The organism is Pseudothauera nasutitermitis, assembly GCF_004801295.1.
Taxonomy (GTDB): domain Bacteria; phylum Pseudomonadota; class Gammaproteobacteria; order Burkholderiales; family Rhodocyclaceae; genus Pseudothauera; species Pseudothauera nasutitermitis.
Genome location: NZ_SSOC01000009.1, coordinates 88,813 through 108,871 on the forward strand (window position 1 = coordinate 88,813; position 20,059 = coordinate 108,871).

At 68.4% G+C, this 20,059-nt stretch carries 23 protein-coding genes; 16 read left to right on the forward strand and 7 right to left on the reverse strand.

Features of this window, described 5'->3' with window-relative positions:
• Positions 1-153 precede the first annotated feature (153 nt).
• Positions 154-750: a cytochrome c oxidase subunit 3 family protein gene (locus tag E6C76_RS20570; protein WP_136350136.1), complete on the forward strand. Its 597-nt coding sequence runs from the start codon at positions 154-156 to the stop codon at positions 748-750.
• A 3-nt stretch (positions 751-753) separates the two neighbouring features.
• Positions 754-1,047 (forward strand): hypothetical protein, encoded by a 294-nt coding sequence (locus E6C76_RS20575; RefSeq protein WP_136350137.1) that lies wholly within the window; start codon positions 754-756, stop codon positions 1,045-1,047.
• Between the two features lie 9 nt (positions 1,048-1,056).
• Here E6C76_RS20575 and E6C76_RS20580 read toward each other — a convergent pair whose 3' ends face one another.
• On the reverse strand, positions 1,057-2,190 hold the full coding sequence (locus E6C76_RS20580; RefSeq protein WP_136350138.1) for an ABC transporter substrate-binding protein: 1,134 nt from the start codon (positions 2,188-2,190) through the stop codon (positions 1,057-1,059).
• A gap of 161 nt (positions 2,191-2,351) precedes the next feature.
• Here E6C76_RS20580 and E6C76_RS20585 point away from each other — a divergent pair, with 161 nt between their 5' ends.
• Both E6C76_RS20585 and E6C76_RS20590 read left to right on the forward strand, forming a co-directional pair.
• Positions 2,352-3,092 (forward strand): AzlC family ABC transporter permease, encoded by a 741-nt coding sequence (locus E6C76_RS20585; protein ID WP_136350139.1) that lies wholly within the window; start codon positions 2,352-2,354, stop codon positions 3,090-3,092.
• The gene (locus E6C76_RS20590) at positions 3,089-3,415 is read left to right on the forward strand and encodes an AzlD domain-containing protein (protein ID WP_136350140.1); all 327 of its coding nucleotides are present in this window, start codon (positions 3,089-3,091) and stop codon (positions 3,413-3,415) included. The genes E6C76_RS20585 and E6C76_RS20590 overlap by 4 nt, the downstream gene beginning before the upstream one ends.
• A gap of 4 nt (positions 3,416-3,419) precedes the next feature.
• Here the strand turns inward: E6C76_RS20590 and E6C76_RS20595 are convergent, their stop codons facing one another.
• Positions 3,420-4,586, reverse strand: coding sequence for a mandelate racemase/muconate lactonizing enzyme family protein (locus E6C76_RS20595; RefSeq protein ID WP_136350141.1), 1,167 nt, complete (start codon positions 4,584-4,586; stop codon positions 3,420-3,422).
• Between the two features lie 126 nt (positions 4,587-4,712).
• Between E6C76_RS20595 and E6C76_RS20600 the strand changes: the two genes are divergently transcribed.
• The 9 genes from E6C76_RS20600 to E6C76_RS20640 all read left to right on the forward strand — a co-directional run bounded on the left by E6C76_RS20600 (position 4,713) and on the right by E6C76_RS20640 (position 11,768).
• Positions 4,713-5,606, forward strand: a complete 894-nt coding sequence (locus E6C76_RS20600; protein WP_331000040.1) for a LysR substrate-binding domain-containing protein — start codon at positions 4,713-4,715, stop codon at positions 5,604-5,606.
• Between the two features lie 87 nt (positions 5,607-5,693).
• On the forward strand, positions 5,694-7,049 hold the full coding sequence (gene pcnB, locus E6C76_RS20605) for a polynucleotide adenylyltransferase PcnB (protein WP_136350143.1): 1,356 nt from the start codon (positions 5,694-5,696) through the stop codon (positions 7,047-7,049).
• Positions 7,046-7,549 (forward strand): 2-amino-4-hydroxy-6-hydroxymethyldihydropteridine diphosphokinase, encoded by a 504-nt coding sequence (gene folK / locus E6C76_RS20610; protein WP_136350144.1) that lies wholly within the window; start codon positions 7,046-7,048, stop codon positions 7,547-7,549. Before pcnB ends, folK begins: the two co-directional genes overlap by 4 nt.
• Positions 7,550-7,585: 36 nt before the next feature.
• Positions 7,586-7,969, forward strand: a complete 384-nt coding sequence (locus E6C76_RS20615; RefSeq protein ID WP_136350145.1) for a DMT family protein — start codon at positions 7,586-7,588, stop codon at positions 7,967-7,969.
• A gap of 5 nt (positions 7,970-7,974) precedes the next feature.
• Positions 7,975-8,616 carry a deoxynucleoside kinase gene (locus E6C76_RS20620; RefSeq protein WP_136350146.1) on the forward strand — a complete coding sequence of 214 codons (642 nt, stop codon included), beginning with the start codon at positions 7,975-7,977 and terminating at the stop codon, positions 8,614-8,616.
• 142 nt (positions 8,617-8,758) lie between these two features.
• Positions 8,759-9,574, forward strand: coding sequence for a 3-methyl-2-oxobutanoate hydroxymethyltransferase (panB, locus tag E6C76_RS20625; protein WP_136350147.1), 816 nt, complete (start codon positions 8,759-8,761; stop codon positions 9,572-9,574).
• Positions 9,575-9,596: 22 nt separating this feature from the next.
• Positions 9,597-10,424 (forward strand): pantoate--beta-alanine ligase, encoded by an 828-nt coding sequence (panC, locus tag E6C76_RS20630; RefSeq protein WP_136350148.1) that lies wholly within the window; start codon positions 9,597-9,599, stop codon positions 10,422-10,424.
• 138 nt (positions 10,425-10,562) lie between these two features.
• Positions 10,563-11,006: a CBS domain-containing protein gene (locus E6C76_RS20635; protein ID WP_136350149.1), complete on the forward strand. Its 444-nt coding sequence runs from the start codon at positions 10,563-10,565 to the stop codon at positions 11,004-11,006.
• 165 nt (positions 11,007-11,171) lie between these two features.
• Positions 11,172-11,768 carry a Yip1 family protein gene (locus E6C76_RS20640; RefSeq protein WP_136350150.1) on the forward strand — a complete coding sequence of 199 codons (597 nt, stop codon included), beginning with the start codon at positions 11,172-11,174 and terminating at the stop codon, positions 11,766-11,768.
• 55 nt (positions 11,769-11,823) lie between these two features.
• Here E6C76_RS20640 and pepN read toward each other — a convergent pair whose 3' ends face one another.
• From pepN to E6C76_RS20665, 5 genes are all read right to left on the reverse strand, one after another.
• Positions 11,824-14,511 (reverse strand): aminopeptidase N, encoded by a 2,688-nt coding sequence (pepN, locus tag E6C76_RS20645; RefSeq protein ID WP_136350151.1) that lies wholly within the window; start codon positions 14,509-14,511, stop codon positions 11,824-11,826.
• A 101-nt stretch (positions 14,512-14,612) separates the two neighbouring features.
• Positions 14,613-15,098 carry an RDD family protein gene (locus tag E6C76_RS20650; protein ID WP_136350152.1) on the reverse strand — a complete coding sequence of 162 codons (486 nt, stop codon included), beginning with the start codon at positions 15,096-15,098 and terminating at the stop codon, positions 14,613-14,615.
• Positions 15,095-15,511, reverse strand: coding sequence for a DUF3106 domain-containing protein (locus tag E6C76_RS20655; RefSeq protein WP_136350153.1), 417 nt, complete (start codon positions 15,509-15,511; stop codon positions 15,095-15,097). Before E6C76_RS20655 ends, E6C76_RS20650 begins: the two co-directional genes overlap by 4 nt.
• On the reverse strand, positions 15,484-15,855 hold the full coding sequence (locus E6C76_RS20660; protein WP_136350154.1) for a DUF3619 family protein: 372 nt from the start codon (positions 15,853-15,855) through the stop codon (positions 15,484-15,486). Before E6C76_RS20660 ends, E6C76_RS20655 begins: the two co-directional genes overlap by 28 nt.
• On the reverse strand, positions 15,852-16,445 hold the full coding sequence (locus E6C76_RS20665) for an RNA polymerase sigma factor (protein ID WP_230976354.1): 594 nt from the start codon (positions 16,443-16,445) through the stop codon (positions 15,852-15,854). The genes E6C76_RS20660 and E6C76_RS20665 overlap by 4 nt, the downstream gene beginning before the upstream one ends.
• Positions 16,446-16,540: 95 nt before the next feature.
• Here E6C76_RS20665 and E6C76_RS20670 point away from each other — a divergent pair, with 95 nt between their 5' ends.
• From E6C76_RS20670 to ilvC, 3 genes are all read left to right on the forward strand, one after another.
• Positions 16,541-18,253: an acetolactate synthase 3 catalytic subunit gene (locus E6C76_RS20670; protein WP_136350156.1), complete on the forward strand. Its 1,713-nt coding sequence runs from the start codon at positions 16,541-16,543 to the stop codon at positions 18,251-18,253.
• A gap of 33 nt (positions 18,254-18,286) precedes the next feature.
• Positions 18,287-18,778, forward strand: coding sequence for an acetolactate synthase small subunit (gene ilvN, locus E6C76_RS20675; protein WP_136350157.1), 492 nt, complete (start codon positions 18,287-18,289; stop codon positions 18,776-18,778).
• A 133-nt stretch (positions 18,779-18,911) separates the two neighbouring features.
• Positions 18,912-19,928: a ketol-acid reductoisomerase gene (ilvC, locus tag E6C76_RS20680; protein WP_136350158.1), complete on the forward strand. Its 1,017-nt coding sequence runs from the start codon at positions 18,912-18,914 to the stop codon at positions 19,926-19,928.
• Positions 19,929-20,059: the final 131 nt, after the last annotated feature.

The window sequence follows — 20,059 nt, forward strand, 5'->3', positions numbered from 1 at the left end:
AAGCCCCTGCCCCGCTGTTTTTGAGGCATGACAAGGCGGCACGGCCGGCGTGCGGCAAGACTGTGCGGGCCGGACGGTGCATCTTCTGTCCCTACGCGGGCGTCCCTGTTCGCGGCACGATGTGCATCCTCTTCAACACGGTCTGGAGCCGACATGAGCGGCCTTGCCATCGCAATGCCCCCACCCCCCGCCGCCGACCGGCGGATTCCCGGCAACCATGGCATCTGGGTGGGCATCACCTGCGAGTTCGTCGAATTCGCGCTGTTGTTCAGCGTGTACTTCATCGCCCGCGCGCACTACCCGGAAGCCTTCGCCGCAGGCGGCGCACGCCTCTCCTCACTTGCCGGCGGGGCGATCACCCTGCTGATGATCACCAGCAGCCTGTTCATCGCCTGCGCGGTGGTCAGCCTGCGCGCCGGCCGGCGCCGGCGCTCGATTCTCTGGCTGGGCGCCGGGCTGCTCGCCGCGCTGGGCTATCCGCTGGTCAAGTACCTGGAATTCGGCTGGAACCTGGAACACGGCGTGACCGGCGGCGCAGGCATCTTCTTCACCGTGTATTACTACCTCACGCTCACCCATCTGGTGCATGCCTTCTGGGGCATCCTGGGCATGCTGTGGGCGCTGGGGCGCCACCTGGCAGGCGCGTACACGCCAGAGCGCCACGACGGCCTGGAAGCGCTGGCGAGCTACTGGCACGCCACCGACATCGTCTGGCTGGCGATCTTTCCCCTGCTCTACGTGATGGCCTGAATCATGGACAAGAACGCTGCCCTGCCCCGTCGCCCGCAGCCGAACCTGGCATGGGCCTGGTGCGCGCTGGTCGGCCTGAGTGCGCTGGGCGCCCTGCTGGGCGCCGCCTTCCACGAGGCCGGCTGGCTGCCGGCAGCGGTGGCCCTGGTGGTCTGGCTGAAGGGCACGGTGGTCGCGCGCGCCTTCCTCGAAGAACGCCAGGCGCACCCGTTCATCCGCTGGGTGCTGCGCCTGTTCATCGCCTTCGTGCCCCTCGCCCTGCTGCTCGTCGCCGTGCTCGGCCGCAGCGCGGGCTGAGCCCGTGGCTCAGTGCACGACCCGCCCGCCGTCGCCCAGCATGGCGAAATCCACGTAGCGCGATCCGGCGCGCCCGGGCTGGGCGAAGTCGATCTGATAACCGCCCAGATCCACCTGCCGCATGGTGCGCAGGCTGCGCACCACCGAGGCCGGCGCCGGGGTGCCGGAGGCATTGCGCAGCGCATGCACCAGCGCCTTGGCGGCGATGAAACCCTCGATGGAGCGCCCGGACAAATCGGGGTCGTCGCTACGCTCGCGCAGGCGCAGGTACTCCAGGTTCACCGCGATGGTGCGCTGGGTTTCCAGCGGCAGCACCACCGAGAAGGCAAAGCCGCGCGCGCCCTCGGGCCCGAGCTTGTCGAGCAGCTGGCGGGTATCGATGATCGACATGCCGTACAGCGTGGCATCACCCCCGCCGACACGGTACTGGCGGACGAACTCGATGGCGGCGGCCGTGGTCGCGCCCAGGAACACCACCTGCGGCGCGGCCTCCAGCATGGCGGCCACGCTGGATTCGACTTCCACGGTGTTGCGCGGATAGCCGGTGCGCGCGATCAGGTCGATGCCGTGGCGCACGGCGGCCGTCTCGGCTCCGGTGATGACGTCCTGGCCCAGGGCGTCGTCCTGATACACCAGCCCGACGCGCTTGATGCCGAGCGCCGCCAGGTTGGTGAACAGCCGGTTGATTTCCTCGTGGTAGCTCGCCTTGATGACGAACACGTTGCTGCCGGCGATGGCGCTCGACGCCCCGGACACCGCGCCCACCAGCGGCACGCCACTGCGCTGCAGGATGCCGTCGGCGATCAGCGCCTCGACGTTGGTGGTGCCCACCGTGCCGAGCAGCGCCACCGGCGATTCGCGCTCGATCAGTTCGCGCGCCAGGCTCACCGTGCGCGTTGCCTGCTGCGCGTCGTCGCGGGTGACCAGACGGATCTTCGCGCCGCCGACACCGCCCTGGGCGTTGACATGATCGATGTAGAGCCGCGCCCCGGCATGGATGGCACGCCCGGTGACGGCCTGCGAACCGGAGAACGGCGCCACCTGCCCGACGACGATCTCACGCGCCTGCGCCACCGCCTGGGCGGGCAGGACGGCCGCCGACACGGCGACTAGAATCCACCACACATTCCGCAAACCGTTCATCTCGAACGCTCCATGCGAATACAAGAAACGCGCAAGCCCGCCATGGCGGGCCCGCAGCTCGGGATTCTTCGGCCGAAGGCCATCTGCATGCAATTGCGGATGTCCGCAACGCTCAACCGGCCTGGGCGATAATCCGGCTTTTGCATGGCGAAGTCCACCGCATGAACGCAGCACCGCCTTCCCCATCCAGCCCCGGCGCCGCCGAGGAATTCCTCGGCGGCGTGCGCGCCGAACTCCCCCTGCTGCTCGGCGTGATGCCCTTCGGGCTGATGTTCGGCGTGCTCGGCCTGGCTGCCGGCCTGCCGGCCTGGGCGGTGATCGCGATGTCCTCGGTGGTGTTCGGCGGCGCCTCGCAAGTGGTGTTCGCCCAGCTCTGGGGGGCGCTCACCCCACCCACGGTGATCTGCACCACGGTGGCCGTGGTCAATCTGCGCCACGCGCTGTACAGCGCCAGCGTGGCCGACTGGCTGCGCGGCCTGCCGTGGCGCTGGAAGCTGCTGCTGGCCTATCTGCTCACCGACGAGGCCTACGCCGCCGCGCTGGCGCGCTTCCGCGACGGCCCGCCGGGGCCGCAGCGCCACTGGTTCCTGTTCGGCATCGGATTCACGCTGTGGCTGGGCTGGCAGCTCGCCACCATCGGCGGCGTGCTGGTGGGCGCGGCGATTCCGGCGGGCTGGTCGCTGGATTTCTCCATCGCCCTGACCTTCATCGCCCTGCTGGTGCTCGCGGTGCATCGGCGCAGCGAACTGGTGGCCGCGCTGGTGGCCGGCGCCGTGGCGATCGTCGCCCAGCCGCTGCCGCACAAGCTGTGGATCCTGCTGGCGGCGGCGGCCGGCATCGCCGCCGGGCTGGCCGCACGCGGACTGGACCGCCCGCGCCTGGCCGCGGAGGGCGCGCGATGAGCGACCTGGCCCTGTTCGCCACGCTGGCCGGCGCCGGCCTGGCCACCTTCCTGATCCGCCTGTCCTTCATCGCGGGCGAGCGCTGGCTGCCGCGCGGCGACGGCCTGCGCGCGGTGCTCGGCTACGTGCCGGCAGCCGTGCTGGCCGCCCTGATCGCCCCGGAACTGCTGGTGCGCGACGGCACGCTGTACCTGGCCGGCGACAACCTGCGCCTGTGGGCCGGGCTGGCCGCCATCGGCGTGGCGCTGGCCACGCGCTCGGTGATGGCCACGCTGGCCGCCGGCATGGCCGCGCTGTGGCTGCTGCAATGGGCGGCCGGCTGAGAGCTCAACTCGCCAGCGCACGCATCTCGGCGATGAGGTCGGCCTTGCCTTCGAAGCCGATGCCGGGCAGTTCGGGCATCTCGATGTAGCTGTCCACCACCTTCACGCCGTCCGGAAAGCCGCCGTAGGGCTGGAACAGGTCGGGGTAGGACTCGTTGCCGCCCAGGCCCAGGCCGGCGGCGATGTTGAGCGACATCTGGTGGCCGCCGTGGGGGATGCAGCGGGCGGGCGACCAGCCGTTGTCCTTCAGCATCTCCAGCGTGCGCAGGTACTCGACCAGGCCATAGGACAGCGCGCAGTCGAACTGCAACCAGTCGCGGTCCGCGCGCATGCCGCCGTAGCGGATCAGGTTGCGCGCGTCCTGCATGGAGAACAGGTTCTCGCCGGTGGCCATCGGGCCCGCGTAGTGATTGGCCAGTTCGGCCTGCAGCGCGTAGTCCAGCGGGTCGCCGGCTTCCTCGTACCAGAACAGGTCGTACTGCGACAGCGCCTTGGCGTACTGGATGGCGGTCGGCAGATCGAAGCGGCCGTTGGCGTCCACCGCCAGCTTGCAGCCGGCGGGCAGGATGGACAGGATGGCCTCGATGCGGCGCAGGTCTTCGGCGAGCGGGGCACCGCCGATCTTCTTCTTCACCACCTTGTAGCCGCGCTCCAGATAGCCGCGCATCTCGTTCTTCAGCGCTTCCAGGTCCTGGCCCGGATGGTAGTAGCCGCCGGCGGCATAGACGAAGACGCGGCGCCCGGGCGTGCCGTTGCCGTACTGCTCGGCCAGCAGCTGGTACAGCGGCTTGCCGGCGATCTTGGCCACCGCGTCCCACACCGCCATGTCGATGGTGCCCACCGCCACCGAACGCTCGCCGTGGCCGCCGGGTTTCTCGTTGGTCATCATGGTCGCCCAGATCCTGTGCGGATCGAGGTTGTCGCCGGCGTCGTTGACCAGGGATTCCGGCGCGGCTTCCAGCAGACGCGGGCGGAAACGCTCGCGGATCAGGCTGCCCTGGCCGTAGCGCCCGTTGGAGTTGAAGCCGTAGCCAATCACCGGCTTGCCGTCGCGGATCACGTCGGTGACCACCGCCACCAGGCTCAGCGTCATCTTGCTGAAGTCGATGTAGGCGTTGCGGATGTTCGACTTGATCGGCTTGGCGACTTCGCGGATGTCGACGATCTTCATTGCGCGGCTCTCCTTCGGTTGTGCCCCGCCGGCGGAAGCCGCGCGGGGTGGATGGCGGCATCCTATTGAATTCCTGGATCAGTAGAATCTACAGAAATTCAAATCATTCAGTCGAAAAAGTTAATAGTGAACACCTCTTCCGAACTGGCCTTCTTCGCCCTGCTGGCCGACAAGGGCTCCTTCTCCGCCACTGCGCGCGAACTCAACCTGACCCCGCCGGCGGTCAGCAAGCGCCTGGCGCAGCTGGAACAGCGCCTGGGCGTGCGCCTGCTCAACCGCAGCACGCGCCGGGTGAGTCTGACCGACGAGGGCGAACTCTACCTGGAGCACGCCCAGCGCATCCTCGCCGACATCGAGGAAATGGAGCGCGCCGTGGGCAACCGCGCGGCGGCCCCCAAGGGTCTGCTGCGCGTCAACGCCACGCTGGGCTTCGGGCGCACCACCATCGCCCCCATCGTCTCCGCCTTCGCCCGCCGCCATCCCGAGATGGAAGTGCGGCTCCAGCTCACCGACGCGCCGCTGGACCTGATCGCCAGCGGCTTCGACCTGGGCATCCGCTTCGGTGAACTGCCCGACAGCCGGCTGACGGCACGCAAGCTGATGTCCAACCAGCGCTTCCTGTGCGCCTCGCCCGCCTATCTGCGCGCGCACGGCACCCCGTGCGAACCGGCCGGACTCTCCGCCCACGCCTGCATCCTGCACCGCCAGAACGAGGAAACCTGGGGCACCTGGCGGCTGGCACGCGGGCGCGAGACGCAGACCGTGAAGGTACGCGGCGCGCTGTCCAGCAACGACGGCGACGTGGTGCTGGGCTGGGCGCTGGACGGCCACGGCATCCTGATCCGCTCCGAATGGGATCTGGCCAGATACCTGGAAAGCGGCCGCCTGCAGCGCGTGCTGCCGGAATGGACGCTGCCCGCCGCCGACCTGTACGCGGTCTATCCCGCGCGGCGCAACCAGCCCGCGCGCATCCGCGCCTTCGTCGACGCGCTGCTCGCCGCCTTCGAGGCGCAGCGCTGAACCCACCACCGCACACGCACCATCTCTGCCGGACAAGCGCATGAGTTATGATTGCGCGCTTATGTCGCACACCCAATCGTCCCGCCAATGATCCGCAAACTGCTGCGCAAGGTGTTTCACCGCGCCGCACCCTCCCCCGCCGCCGAACCCGCGCTGATTCCCCTGGAGCGCCACGGCATCCGCCGCGAGCAGGTTTCCCCCGCCGCCCGCAAGACCTGCAAGGTGCTGCAGGAAAACGGCCACAAGGCCTACGTGGTAGGCGGCGCGGTGCGCGACCTGCTGATCGGCCACCCGCCCAAGGATTACGACGTGGCCACCAGCGCCACGCCCGAGGAAGTGCGTGCGCTGTTCCGCCGCTCGCGCATCATCGGCCGGCGCTTCAAGATCGTGCATGTGCTGAACGGCCCGGAAACCATCGAGGTCTCCACCTTCCGCGCCAGCCAGGATGCCGAAAGCGCGGAAACCGACGAACACGGCCGCGTGCTGCGCGACAACGTGTACGGCAGCATGGCCGAGGACGCCACGCGGCGCGATTTCACCGTCAACGCGCTGTACTACGACCCCGAGCGCGAAACCATCGTCGATTACCACCACGGGGTGGCCGACCTACAGCAGAAGACCCTGCGCATGATCGGCGACCCGCGCACGCGCTACCGCGAAGACCCGGTGCGCATGCTGCGCGCGGTGCGCCTGGGCGCCAAGCTGGGCCTGGCCATCGACCCCGAGGCGCGCAAGCCGATCCGCGAGATGGCGGTGCTGCTGGAGAACGTGCCGGCGGCGCGCCTGTTCGACGAGATGCTCAAGCTGCTGTTCTCCGGCTACGCGGTGCGCTGCCTGAAGCAGTTGCGCGAGGAAGGCCTGCACCACGGCCTGCTGCCGCTGCTCGACGTGATCCTGGAGCAGCCGCTGGGCGAGCGCTTCGTCTGGCTGTCGCTGGAAAACACCGACCAGCGCGTGCGCGCCGACAAATCGGTCTCCCCCGGCTTCCTGTTCGCCACCCTGCTCTGGCACGAGGTGCTGGCCGCGTGGGAGAACCGCAAGGCCGCCGGTGAACACGCCCAGCCCGCGCTGTTCTCCGCGATGGATGAGGTGCTCGACGCGCAGGCCGGCAAGCTGGCAATCACCCGCCGCATCGTCGGCGACATCAAGGACATCTGGGCGCTGCAGCCGCGTTTCGAACGGCGCACCGGCAAGATGCCCTACCGTCTCATCGAGCAGCCTCGTTACCGTGCCGGCTGGGATTTCCTGCGCCTGCGCGCGCAATCCGGCGAGATTCCGATGGAGCTGCCGGACTGGTGGGACCGCTTCGCCCATGCCGGCCATGACGAGCGCGACGCCCTGCTGCGCGCCGCGCCCGCAAGCGACGATGCGCCGGCCAAGAAACGCCGCCGGCGCCGGCGCAAGCCCGCCGGCGCATCCGCCGAGACCTCCGACGCATCATGACCCGTCCGGCTCCGGGCGCCGCCCCGGTGCGTGCCTACGTGGCCTTCGGCGCCAACCTCGGCGATCCGGCCGCCGCGCTGGAACAGGCCTGTGCGGCGCTCGACGCGCTGCCCGCCACCCGCGTCGCCGCCTGTTCCGCGCTGTACCGCAGCGCGCCCGTGGACGTCAGCGGACAGCCGGACTACCTGAACGCGGTGATCGCCCTCGATACCGCCCTGCCCGCCACGGCCCTGCTCGCCGCGCTGCTCGACACCGAACGCGCCGCCGGCCGCAGGCGCGACTATCCGCAGGCGCCGCGCACGCTGGATCTGGATCTGTTGCTGTATGGCGAGGAGGTTCTCGACCTGCCGCAGCTGCAGGTGCCGCACCCGCGCATGCACCGGCGCGCCTTCGTGCTGCGGCCGCTGACCGAGATCGCCCCGCAGGTGCGCATTCCCGGCCACGGCCCGGCCATCGATCTGCTGCCCGGCGTGGCCGACCAGGCCATCGTCCGCCTCTGACCCCCGTTTCCGCCGTTCCCGCGAGGAGCGTCCCTCATGCCCGCCTGGTTACAGACCCCGCTTGCCGCCGTCCACGCCGCGCCCGCCTGGACCCAGGCGGTGGTGCTGCTCACGCTGTCCAACGTGTTCATGACCTTCGCCTGGTACGGCCACCTGAAGGGCCTGCAGGGCCGCCCGTGGTTCTACGCCGCGCTGATCAGCTGGGGCATCGCCTTCTTCGAATACCTGCTGCAGGTGCCGGCCAACCGCATCGGCGCCACCGCGCTCACCCTGCCGCAACTGAAGATCATGCAGGAGGTCATCACCCTGCTGGTGTTCGTCCCCTTCGTCCTCCTGTACATGAAACAGCCCATCAAGCTTGACTATCTTTGGGCCGCCTTGTGTATGCTTGGCGCGGTCTATTTCATTTTCCGCAGCTAGAATCCATGCTCGACAAGGCTCGCTACATCGTCGTCGAAGGCCCCATCGGCGCGGGCAAGAGTTCGCTGGCCCGCCGGCTGGCCGAGCGCCTGCCCGCCGACGATGTGCTGTTCGAACAACCCGCGGCCAACCCCTTCCTGGGGCGCTTCTACCAGAACATGGAGCGCTGGGCGCTGCCCACGCAGATTTCCTTTCTGTTCCAGCGCATCGACCAGCTCGCCGAATTCGCCGCCGGCAATCCGAACCGCCGCATCGTCTCCGACTTCATCCTGCAGAAGGATCCGCTGTTCGCTGCGCTCAACCTGCCCGCCGACGAACTGGCGCTGTACCAGCGCGTGTTCGACAACATGATGCCGCCCACGCTGCCGCGCCCGGACCTGGTGATCTACCTGCAGGCCCGCCCGGACACGCTGATGGAACGCATCCGCCGCCGCGGCATGGACGCGGAACGCCACATCACCGAACACTACGTGCAGCGCGTCGCCGAACGCTTCGCGCGCTTCTTCTACCAGTACGACGCCGCGCCGCTGTTCATCGTGGATGCCGAGGTGCTCAACCCGGTGGACCACGACGACGACTTCGAGCTGCTGCTCGACCGCCTGCGCCACATGCGCAGCTACCGCGAGTTCTTCGCCTACGCCGGCTGACGGCGCTCCCCCTCCGCCCCACCCGTCCGGCAAACCCGGTTTGGCCGGGATCTGACATTTTTTGGCGTAAACACGCTTGTGCAATGCACCAGGATGGGGAAAACTCCCGTCCTTTGCTTTTGCCCCCCAAGGGAGCGCGCCCATGAGCTACCTCCAGGACACCAAGCCGATCACCCTGTTCGAACTGGCCAAGATGCGCGCCGAAGGCCGCAAGATCGCCATGCTCACCGGCTACGACGCCAGCTTCGCCGCGCTGGAGGAACGCGCCGGCGTGGATGCCGTCCTGATCGGCGATTCCCTCGGCAACGTGCTGCAAGGGCAGAAATCCACGCTGCCGGTCACCCTCGAGCAGATGGTCTATCACACCGAGGCGGTGGCGCGCGGCTGCACCCGACCGTTCATCATCGCCGACCTGCCGTTCGGCAGCTACCACGAGAACCCCGCGCAGGCCATGCGCAGCGCGGCCCGCCTGATGGCCGCCGGCGCGCAGATGGTCAAGCTGGAAGGCGGCGCCTTCATGGCCGAGACCGTGCATTTCCTCGTCGAGCGCGGCGTGCCGGTCTGTGCCCACATCGGCCTCACCCCGCAATCCGTGCACCAGCTCGGCGGCTACCGCGTGCAGGGCCGTGGCGAGGAAGGCTCGGCGCGCCTGAAGGCCGACGCGCTGGCGCTCGAACAGGCCGGCGCGGCGCTGATGGTGATGGAGATGGTACCCAGCGCGCTGGCCACCGAGATCACCGCCGCGCTGCGCACCATGGCCACCATCGGCATCGGCGCCGGCCCCGGCTGCGACGGCCAGGTGCTGGTGCTGCACGACATGCTGGGCATCTACCCCGGCAAGACCGCGCGCTTCGTCAAGAACTTCATGGAAGGCGCGGCCCGCATCGAAGACGCCGTGGCACGCTACGTCGCCGCGGTCAAGGACGGCTCCTTCCCGGCCCCCGAACACGGCTACTGATCCGCAAGCACCTCGCTCCACCATGCGTATCCATCACACCACCGCCAGCCTGCGCACTGCGCTCGCCGGCGCCGGGCGCATCGCCTTCGTGCCCACCATGGGCAACCTGCACGCCGGCCACATCGGCCTGATGCGCCAGGCGCGCGCCCACGGCGACAGCGTGGTCGCCAGCATCTTCGTCAATCGCCTGCAGTTCGGCCCCACCGAGGACTTCGACAAGTACCCGCGCACCTTCCAGGAAGACTGCGCCAAGCTGGAAGCCGCCGGCGTGGACCACCTGTTCGCCCCGGACGAAAAGGAGATGTATCCCACGCCGCAGACCTACCACGTGGAGCCCAACCCGGCACACGTGGACATGCTCGACGGCGCCGCCCGCCCCGGCCATTTCCGCGGCGTGGCGACGGTGGTGCTGAAGCTGCTCAACATCACCGGCGCCGATGTGGCGCTGTTCGGCAAGAAGGATTACCAGCAGCTCATGGTGATCCGCAACATGGCACGCGAGTTCGCCCTGCCGGTGGAGATCGTCGCCGGCGAGACCACGCGCGCCGACGACGGCCTGGCGCTGTCCTCGCGCAACGGCTATCTGTCCGCCGCCGAGCGCGCCGAGGCTCCGCGCCTGCATCGCCAGCTCACCCGCATCCGCGAAGCGCTGCGCGCCGGCGAACGCGATTTCGCCGCGCTGGAAACCCAGGCCGTGGCCGAACTGGCCGCGCACGGCTGGCAGCCCGACTACATCAGCATCCGCCGCCGTGCCGACCTGCTGCCTCCGGGTACGGACGAGGCCCCGCTGGTGGTGCTCGCCGCCGCCCGCCTGGGCGCCACGCGGCTGATCGACAACCTGGAAATCTGAACCGCGCGGGCCCCGCATACGGGTAATCCTGCATCCCCGCAGGCTTGCACCGCTGCCGGGTTCGTAAGAACCTATCGTCGTCCCACCGATCACCTACAGAGGTGAATCCCCCCACGACGAGAGAAGGAGGTGCACACCATGACCGTATCCGTGCGGCAGGTTCTGGAATCCAAGGGCAGCACGACCTATTGCGTGGCCCCAGGGGTCACCGCCTACGAGGCGCTCGCGCTGATGGCCGAGCACAACATCGGCGGCGTGCTGGTCACCGAGAGCGACCGGCTGGTGGGCATCTTCACCGAGCGCGACTACGCCCGCAAGGTGGTGCTGAAGGGATTGCGCTCCACCGAGGTGCAGGTGCGCGAGCTGATGACGCCCACGCCCACCGTGGTCGGCCCCGAGCAGACCATCGACGAGGTCATGAACATCATGTCCGAGGGGCACTTCCGTCATCTGCCGGTCATCGAGGACGGACGTATCGTCGGGGTGATCTCCATCGGCGACGTGGTCAAGTCGGTGATCGACCAGCAGCGCCGCACCATCGATCACCTGTCGAATTACATCGCCGGCGACATCACCACCTGAGCATCCGGCGGCACCTTCGCGGGATTCGCCTGTCTACCCTGCGCATGGATGCGCCGCCTTCTCTCGACGGCGGCATTGTCCCCGGACAGTGTCCCGGGCAGGCGCGGCGCATCCTGCCATCGACAAGAACGGATCAGGGAGCCACGACCGACGAGGAGACGAATCATGACGCTCCACGATCTACCCCGGATGATGGTTTCCTACACCGAAGGCTGGCCGGAGCTGATCCGCATCCATCCCTCGGTGCGGAAGATGTTCCTGCTGTACGTGATGCCGATGTCGCTGATTCCCGCGGCGATGTTCATCTACGCGATCGCGGTGACCCCGGGCGCGGTGTTCCCCGCCCTGGTGCCGCAGATCGGCGCGCTGGAAATGCTGGCCGTGGCGCTCACCTTCTATCTCGCGCAACTGGCGATGGTGCCGCTGATGGGTTCGATCATCCAGCAGATGGGCGAAGTGGTGGACGTGAAGCCGGACTACCACGACGCCTTCATGCTGGCGGCCATCGCGCCCACGCCGCTGTGGCTGGCCGCGCTGGCGCTGTTCATTCCTTCCGCCTGGGTGGTCGGCATGGTCGTCGCGCTGGCCTGGGTGGCGAGCGCGGCGCTGATCTACCACGGCGTCAAGCCGCTGTTCGGCATCCAGGACGACGGCAAGTCACGCCTGCTGGGCAGTTTCGTGCTCGGCGCGGGCGTGATCGCCTGGGCGGCACTGATGGTGGTGCTTGCATTGCTGCTGAGCATGATCGTCGGCCTGCGCTGAAACGCGGGCAGCCACATGGATGGGGGGCGTTTCCCCCCATCCATGTGCGCATTTTTCAGGCCTCCAGCGCCTTCGCGACGATCTCGCCGACGTCCGGCGACAGCCCTTCGGCCGCGCGCACGCGCTCCAGTTGCGGGCGTACCGCCTCGCGCAGCACCGGCGTGAAGCGCCGCCAGTTCTCCAGCGCGCGCGCCATGCGCGCGGCCACCTGCGGGTTGGCCGCGTCCAGCGCGATCACCTGATCCGCCCAGAACGCGTAGCCGCTGCCGTCGGCCAGATGGAACTCGCCCGGGTTGGCACGGAAGAAGCTGCCCAGCAGCGCATACACCTTGTTGGGATTGGACAGGCTGAACCCCGGGTCGCCGAGCAGCGCGCGCACGCGTTCCAGCACCGGCGTGGCGCCGGCATCGCGCCGCCAGGCACCGGCCTGCAGGGCGAACCACTTGTCGAGCACCAGCGCGTCGTCGCGGTAGCGCTCGTAGAACGCCGCCAGCGCGCCCTCGGCCTCGGGCAGCGCGCCATGCACCAGCGCGGCGAGCGCGCCGAAGCGGTCGGTCATGTTGCTGGCCGATTCGAAGCGTCGGCGGGCCAGTCCGGTGCCGGCCGGCACGCGCGCGGCGCACAGATAGCGCAGCGCCAGATTGATCAGCGCACGGCGCCCCGCATCGGCCGGGTGGTAGCGGTACTCGCCCGGCTCCACCAGGCCCTCGGTCAGTGCCAGCCAGTCCGCCGCCAGCACCCGGCCGAGTTCGGCGCCGAGGTAGATCTGCGCCGTGCGCAGCGCGGCCGGATCGGCCGGCTGCATGCGCTCGAGCAGATAGCCCTCGCCGGGCAGCGCGAGCGCCTGGGCGCGGAAGGCGGGGTCGAGACGGTCGTCGCGCAGCAGGCGGGCAAAGGCTTCGACGAAGGCCACCGGCACGCCCAGGGCGCGCCCTTCGGCCGCCGCCGCGCCGAGTTCCAGCAGCACGCGTTCGGCGTAGCGCTGCGCGGCGTCCCAGCGGTTGAAGGCGTCGCTGTCGTTGGCCATGCGGAAGGCCAGGCGGGCATCGTCCTCTTCCAGTTCGAGGATCACCGGGGCGGAGAAGCCGCGCAGCAGCGAGGGCACCGGCTCGGCGGACAGCCCGACGAAGCGCCATTGCCGGCTTTCCGCGTTGAGTTCGAGCACGCGGGTGGTCGCCCCCGGAGCGGCCTCGCCTTCCAACTGCAGCGGCAGGTCGGCGCCGTCCGGGCCGATCAGGCCGACAGCCACCGGGATCACCAGTGGCAGCTTCTCCGTCTGGCCCGGCGTGGGCGGGGTGTGCTGGGTGAGGGTGAGCGTGTAGCTGCCGTCGGCGGCGTCCCAGCCACCCCGCGCGGCGACCCGCGGCGTGCCGGCCTGGGCGTACCAGCGCATGAACTGGTCGAGATCGCGGCCGTTGGCCTCGGACATGGCCTCGACGAAATCGTCGCAGGTCACCGCCTGGCCGTCGTGGTAGCTGAAATACAGATCCATGCCGTTGCGGAAGCCTTCCGGCCCCAGCAGGGTGTGCAGCATGCGGATGACCTCGGCGCCCTTCTCGTACACCGTGGCGGTGTAGAAGTTGTTGATCTCCTGGTAGCGCTCCGGGCGGATCGGGTGGGCCATCGGCCCGGCATCCTCGGGGAACTGCGCGGCGCGCAGCACGCGCACGTCGTCGATGCGCTTGACCGCGCGCGCCGAATCGCCTTCCGCCCCGGCGGCGCGCGCCAGCATGTCGGCGGAGAATTGCTGGTCGCGGAAGACGGTCAGGCCTTCCTTGAGGGTGAGCTGGAACCAGTCGCGGCAAGTCACCCGGTTGCCGGTCCAGTTGTGGAAGTACTCGTGCGCCACCACGCTCTCGATGTGCTCGTAATCCACGTCGGTGGCGGTGTCCGGCTTGGCCAGCACGTACTTGGCATTGAAGATGTTGAGGCCCTTGTTCTCCATCGCACCCATGTTGAAGTCGCTCACCGCGACGATCATGAAGCGGTCCAGGTCGAGTTCCAGGCCGAAGGTTTCCTCGTCCCAGCGCATGGCGTGCACCAGCGACTCCATGGCGTGCTCGCAGCGGTCCAGGTTGCCGCGCTCCACCCACACCTGCAGCAGCACCTCGCGGCCGGAAGCGGTCAGCTCGCGGCGCTCCAGCGCGACCAGATCGGCGGCCACCAGGGCGAACAGATAGCTGGGCTTGGGGAAGGGGTCTTCCCAGCGCGCGTAGTGGCGGCCATCCGGCAGGTCGCCCTCCTCCACCAGATTGCCGTTGGAGAGCAGCACCGGACAGACCGCCTTGTCGCCCTCCAGCGTGACGCTGAAGCGCGCCATGACGTCCGGACGGTCGGGAAACCAGGTGATGCGGCGGAAGCCCTCGGCCTCGCACTGGGTGAAATAACCGCCGCGCGAACGGTACAGGCCGGAGAGCGTGGTGTTGGCCTGCGGATTGATGCGGGTGACGATTTCCAGTTCGACCTCATCGCCCTCCACGTCGATCTCGATGCGCGTCTCGCCGCGGCGCACCGCGCCCGGCGCCGGGTCCAGCCCGCCGATGGTCAGCGACAAGGTTTCCAGCGCCTCGCCGTCGAGCAGGAGCGGACCGGGCGCGGCCTCCGGGTTGCGCGCGCAGGCCAGCCGGCTGGTGACCACGGTGGCCTGGGGATCGAGGGCGAAATGCAGGTCGATGCGGCGCACCGTCCACGCCAGCGGCGCGTAATCGGTGCGTTGAATGGTGGGGGCGTGTTCGGTTTTCATCTTGGGGCGGTTCATGCGAGGGAAGCGGCCCCAAGTGTAACCCGCCCGCCCCGCCGCCGCCCGACCATGCGCCCCGGCGGGCGCGGCGGGGCTCCGCCGGCCTATTTCGGCATGCCGGCCTTGCCGGGCAGCAGCACGATGCAGGTGCGCGCCAGGCGGTCGTGGAGGAACTGGCGGTCGCGATCCACCAGCGCCCACAGCAGGCCGATGCCGCACAGCAGCACCGAGGGCCAGGCCAGCATGTAGCGCAGCAGGCACTGGTTCAGCGTCGGCGGCTTGCCGGTCTGCGCATCGACCAGGCACAGCCGCCAGGTCTGCATGGCCAGGGTCTGCCCGTTGCGCCGCCAGTACCAGATGAAATACAGGCCGAGCGCGGCGAACAGGTGCACCATGGCCAGCCCGCCGGGCGGTGCCCATTCGAACACGATGCCGACGATCAGCCAGGGCACCAGGAACAGCACCGCCAGCACCCCCATCAGCAGCAGCGATTCGTACAGCATGCCGGCGAGGCGGCGGCGCAGGCCGGCGGGCTCGACGACCGTGCGGGCTTGGGTTGCGCCTTCCCGGGCGGCGCTTGCATCGTTCATTCGTCCTTTCCTTGATTGCGCCGGCGGCGGCGCTCTTCCGGCGGCAGATTCTGATAGCGCTGCCATTCCTCGTTCAACTGCTCCCGGCGTTCCGCCGGCATGTTGCGCAGGGCGCGGTACTGGTCGCGGGCGCGCGTGCGCTCCTCCGGGCTCAGACGGGCCCAGGCCTGCATGCGCCGGGCGAGGCGGTCCTGCTCCTCGGGCGTCAGTTCGGCGTGGCGCTGGGCGATCTCCACCCAGGTCTGGCGATCGGCGCCGTCCATCTTCGCCCACTCGGCGGCCAGCGGGGCCAGCACTTGGCGCTGCGCCGCGGACAGTTCGCCCCAGGCCGGCGCGCTGCCGGGCGCCGCCAGCGCTGCACCCAGGCTGGCGGCGAAAATGAGGATCAGGAGCGCGAAGCGTGTTCCAGCCATGCCTTGAATTCCGTGTCGAGATAGGCGTCGATGGGCAGATCGTCGCTGAGCAGGGCGAAATCGACGTCGCGCTGTTCTCCGACGCGCGCGGCGCTTCCCCAGTAATCGCCTGCCATGCTGAGCAGCAGCACGGCCGCCGCCGCGCACAGCGGTTTCCACAGCGGCGTGGCCGAAGTGGCCGGCCAGCGCAGGGCGAAACGGCCGCGCGCGGGGCATTGGGCCGCCAGCGCACGCTGCCGCGCGGCACACAGACGGTCGGCGGCGGCACCGTCCACGCGCCGTGCCGCGCAGGTCAGACATGCCGCCAGCCGGCGGGCCCGGCGGACTTCCTCGTACGGACTCATGCGGAGATCCCCTTGGCAAGCAGGGCGGTGGAGAGGGCGCGCACCGCCCTGGAGCAATGCGTCTTCACGCTGCCTTCGGAACAGCCCATGACGGCGGCGGTTTCCACGGTATCGAATCCTTCCCAGTAACGCAGCAGGAAGGCCTGGCGTTGACGTTCCGGCAGGCGCGCGATTTCTTCCTCGATGGCATCCAGCACGCGCGCACGCTCGTAATCGCCGTGCGGCGTGGAGGGCAGCGCCAGATCGGCGGCCGGATCGACGTCGAGCGAATCCAGCGGATCGCTGTCGTCCCCGTCGCGCATGAAGCCGGAAAACAGCGTGATCCAGGCGCGGCGCACCTTGCGGCGGCGGACGCTGTCGCGGATGACATTCTGCAGGATACGCTGGAAAAGCAGGGGCAGCTCCGCCGCCGGACGGTCGCCGTAGTTCGCCGACAGCTTCATCATGGCGTCCTGCACCGCGTCGAGCGCGGCCTCCTCGTCCTGCAACGACCATGCTGCATGCTTGAAGGCGCGCTTTTCGACGGACGCGAGAAACGCGGAGAGTTCTGCCCTCGAGGCCAGCGGTCGATCCTTGGGAAAGCGGGGGATTCGGCGTCATGCCGCAGTGCAGTAGCAACCTTGACCAAAAGCCGGTCGCCCGGTAACGTTTGCCGTTTTCGGACGAAAAACTGAGCGAGCTTGCGATGGTGCTGACTGGAGCGGAAATTGTAATCAGGTGTCTGCAGGAAGAAAAGGTCGAGCACGTCTTCGGCTATCCGGGCGGCGCGGTCCTGTTCATCTACGACGCACTCTTCCAGCAGGAGCAGGTCCGCCACGTCCTGGTGCGCCACGAGCAGGCCGCCGTACACGCTGCCGACGGCTACGCGCGCAGCACGCAGAAGGTGGGCGTGGCGCTGGTCACCTCCGGCCCCGGCGCCACCAATGCGGTCACCGGCATCGCCACCGCGTTCTGCGATTCCATCCCGATGGTGATCATCTCCGGCCAGGTGCCCACCGCGGCGATCGGCCAGGACGCCTTCCAGGAAGTCGACACCGTGGGCATCACCCGCCCCTGCGTGAAACACAACTTCCTGGTGAAGGACGTGCGTGACATCGCCGTCACGATGAAGAAAGCCTTCTACCTGGCCAAGTCCGGCCGCCCCGGCCCGGTGCTGGTGGACATCCCCAAGGACGTCTCCATGCACCGCTGCGAGTTCGAGTATCCCAAGGAAATCTCGATGCGCTCGTACAATCCGGTGGTCAAGGGCCACCAGGGGCAGATCCGCAAGGCCGTGCAACTGCTGCTGGAAGCCAAGCGCCCGATGATCTACACCGGCGGCGGCGTGGTGCTCGCCGACGCGGCCGAATCGCTCACCAGGCTGACCCGCCTGCTCGGCTGTCCGATCACCAATACGCTGATGGGTCTGGGCGGCTACCCGGCGAGCGACCGCCAGTACCTTGGCATGCCCGGCATGCACGGCACCTTCGAGGCCAACATGGCCATGCAGTACAGCGACGTGCTGCTCGCCGTGGGCGCGCGCTTCGACGACCGCGTCATCGGCAGCCCCGAACATTTCGCCGAAGAGCCGCGCAAGATCATCCACATCGACATCGACCCGTCGTCGATCTCCAAGCGCGTGCGGGTGGACATTCCCATCGTCGGCGACGTGCGCGAGGTGCTCGACGAGATGATCCGCCAGATCGAATCCGGCGAGGCGCGCCCCGACCGCGAGGCGCTGGCCGCGTGGTGGAAGCAGGTGGAAGCGTGGCGCGCGCGCGAGTGCATGGTGTTCAAGAATTCCGACGACATCATCAAGCCGCAGTTCGTCATCCAGAAGCTCTGGGAAGTCACCGGCGGCGAGGCCATCGTCACCTCCGACGTGGGCCAGCACCAGATGTGGGCGGCGCAGTACTACCGCTTCGACCAGCCGCGCCGCTGGCTGAACTCCGGCGGCCTGGGCACCATGGGCGTGGGCCTGCCCTACGCCATGGGCGCCAAGCTGGCCAACCCGGACCGCCAGGTGGCCTGCGTGACCGGCGAAGGCTCCATCCAGATGAACATCCAGGAACTGTCCACCTGCCGCCAGTTCCGCCTGCCGATCAAGGTCTGCCTGCTCAACAACGGCTACCTGGGCATGGTGCGCCAGTGGCAGGAACTGTTCCACGGCGGGCGCTACTCCGAGTCCTACATGGATTCGCTGCCGGACTTCGCCGCGCTGGCGCGCGCCTACGGCCACGTCGGCATCCGCGTGGACAAGCCGGCCGACGTGGAGGGCGCGCTGCGCGAGGCCTTCACCACCCACAAGGATGAACTGGTGTTCCTCGACTTCCAGGTGGATCCGACCGAGAACGTCTATCCGATGGTGCAGGGAGGCAAGGGTCTGACCGAGATGATCCTCTCCGCCGAAGACCTGTAAGCCCTCCTTTCAGACTCCAGGACACAGCACACCATGCGTCACGTCATCTCCCTGCTGATCGAAAACGAGTCCGGCGCGCTGTCGCGCGTCTCCGGGCTGTTCTCCGCGCGCGGCTACAACATCGAATCGCTCACCGTGGCGCCCACCGAGGACGCCTCGATGTCGCGCATGACCATCGTCACCACCGGCTCGGACGAGATCATCGAGCAGATCACCAAGCAGCTGAACAAGCTGGTCGAAGTGGTCAAGGTGGTAGACATCTCCGAGGCCGCCCACATCGAGCGCGAACTGCTGCTCGCCAAGGTGCGCGCCACCGGCAAGGACCGCGAGGAAATCAAGCGCACCGCGGACATCTTCCGTGCACGCATCATCGACGTCACCGACGTCTCCTATGTGATCGAACTGACCGGCAACCAGGCCAAGCTCGACGCCTTCCTCGACGCGCTCGACCCTGCCCTGATCCTCGAAACCGTGCGCTCCGGCATCTGCGGGATCGGCCGCGGCGACCGCATTCTCAAGCTCTGACCCTCCTCCGGGCTTTCGCGCCGGGCGGATGCGCCGTTATCATTGCCGCCGCCGGTCCGACCACGAGTCCTCGCCACGCCCCACCCGCGAGCCCCGGAGACCCATTCGTTACCGAAACCCCGAAAGGAAAACCATGAAAGTCTATTACGACAAGGACGCCGACCTCTCCCTCATCAAGGGCAAGAAGGTCACCATCGTCGGCTACGGCTCGCAGGGCCACGCGCACGCGCAGAACCTGAAGGACTCCGGCGTCAAGGTCACCGTGGGCCTGCGCAAGGACGGCGCTTCGTGGAAGAAGGCCGAAGCGGCCGGCCTGAAGGTCGAAGAGATCGCCAAGGCGGTCAAGGGCGCCGACGTCGTGATGATCCTGCTGCCGGACGAGAACATCCCGCAGGTGTACAAGGAAGAAGTCGAACCCAACATCAAGAAGGGCGCCGCGCTGGCCTTCGCCCACGGCTTCAACGTGCATTACAACCAGGTGGTGCCGCGCGCCGACCTGGACGTGATCATGATCGCCCCCAAGGGCCCCGGCCACACCGTGCGCTCCGAGTACCTGAAGGGCGGCGGCGTGCCCAGCCTGATCGCCATCCACCAGGACAAGTCCGGCAAGGCACGTGACATCGCCCTGTCCTACGCGGCGGCCAACGGCGGCACCAAGGGCGGCGTGATCGAGACCAACTTCCGCGAAGAAACCGAAACCGACCTGTTCGGCGAACAGGCCGTGCTGTGCGGCGGCGCCGTGGAACTGGTCAAGATGGGCTTCGAAACCCTGGTGGAAGCCGGCTACGCGCCCGAGATGGCCTACTTCGAGTGCCTGCACGAACTCAAGCTGATCGTCGACCTGATGTACGAAGGCGGCATCGCCAACATGAACTACTCCATCTCCAACAACGCGGAGTACGGCGAGTACGTCACCGGCCCCGAGGTCATCAACGAGGAATCGCGCTACGCCATGCGCGAAGCCCTGAAGCGCATCCAGACCGGCGAATACGCCAAGATGTTCATCCTGGAAGGCCGCACCGGCTACCCCAGCATGACCGCCCGCCGCCGCCTCACCGCCGAGCACCCGATCGAGCAGGTCGGCGAGCAGCTGCGCGGCATGATGCCGTGGATCAGCAAGAACAAGCTGGTGGACCAGTCGAAGAACTGATCCTTCTGCCGGCGTACCAAGGCCGCGCACGGGCATCCGCCCTGCGCGGTTTTTTTTCGCCCGGCAAACCCGGACTCCGCAAACAGCGGGGGCATCACAGACATGGCTGCGGCCCGGATCAAGATATAGAA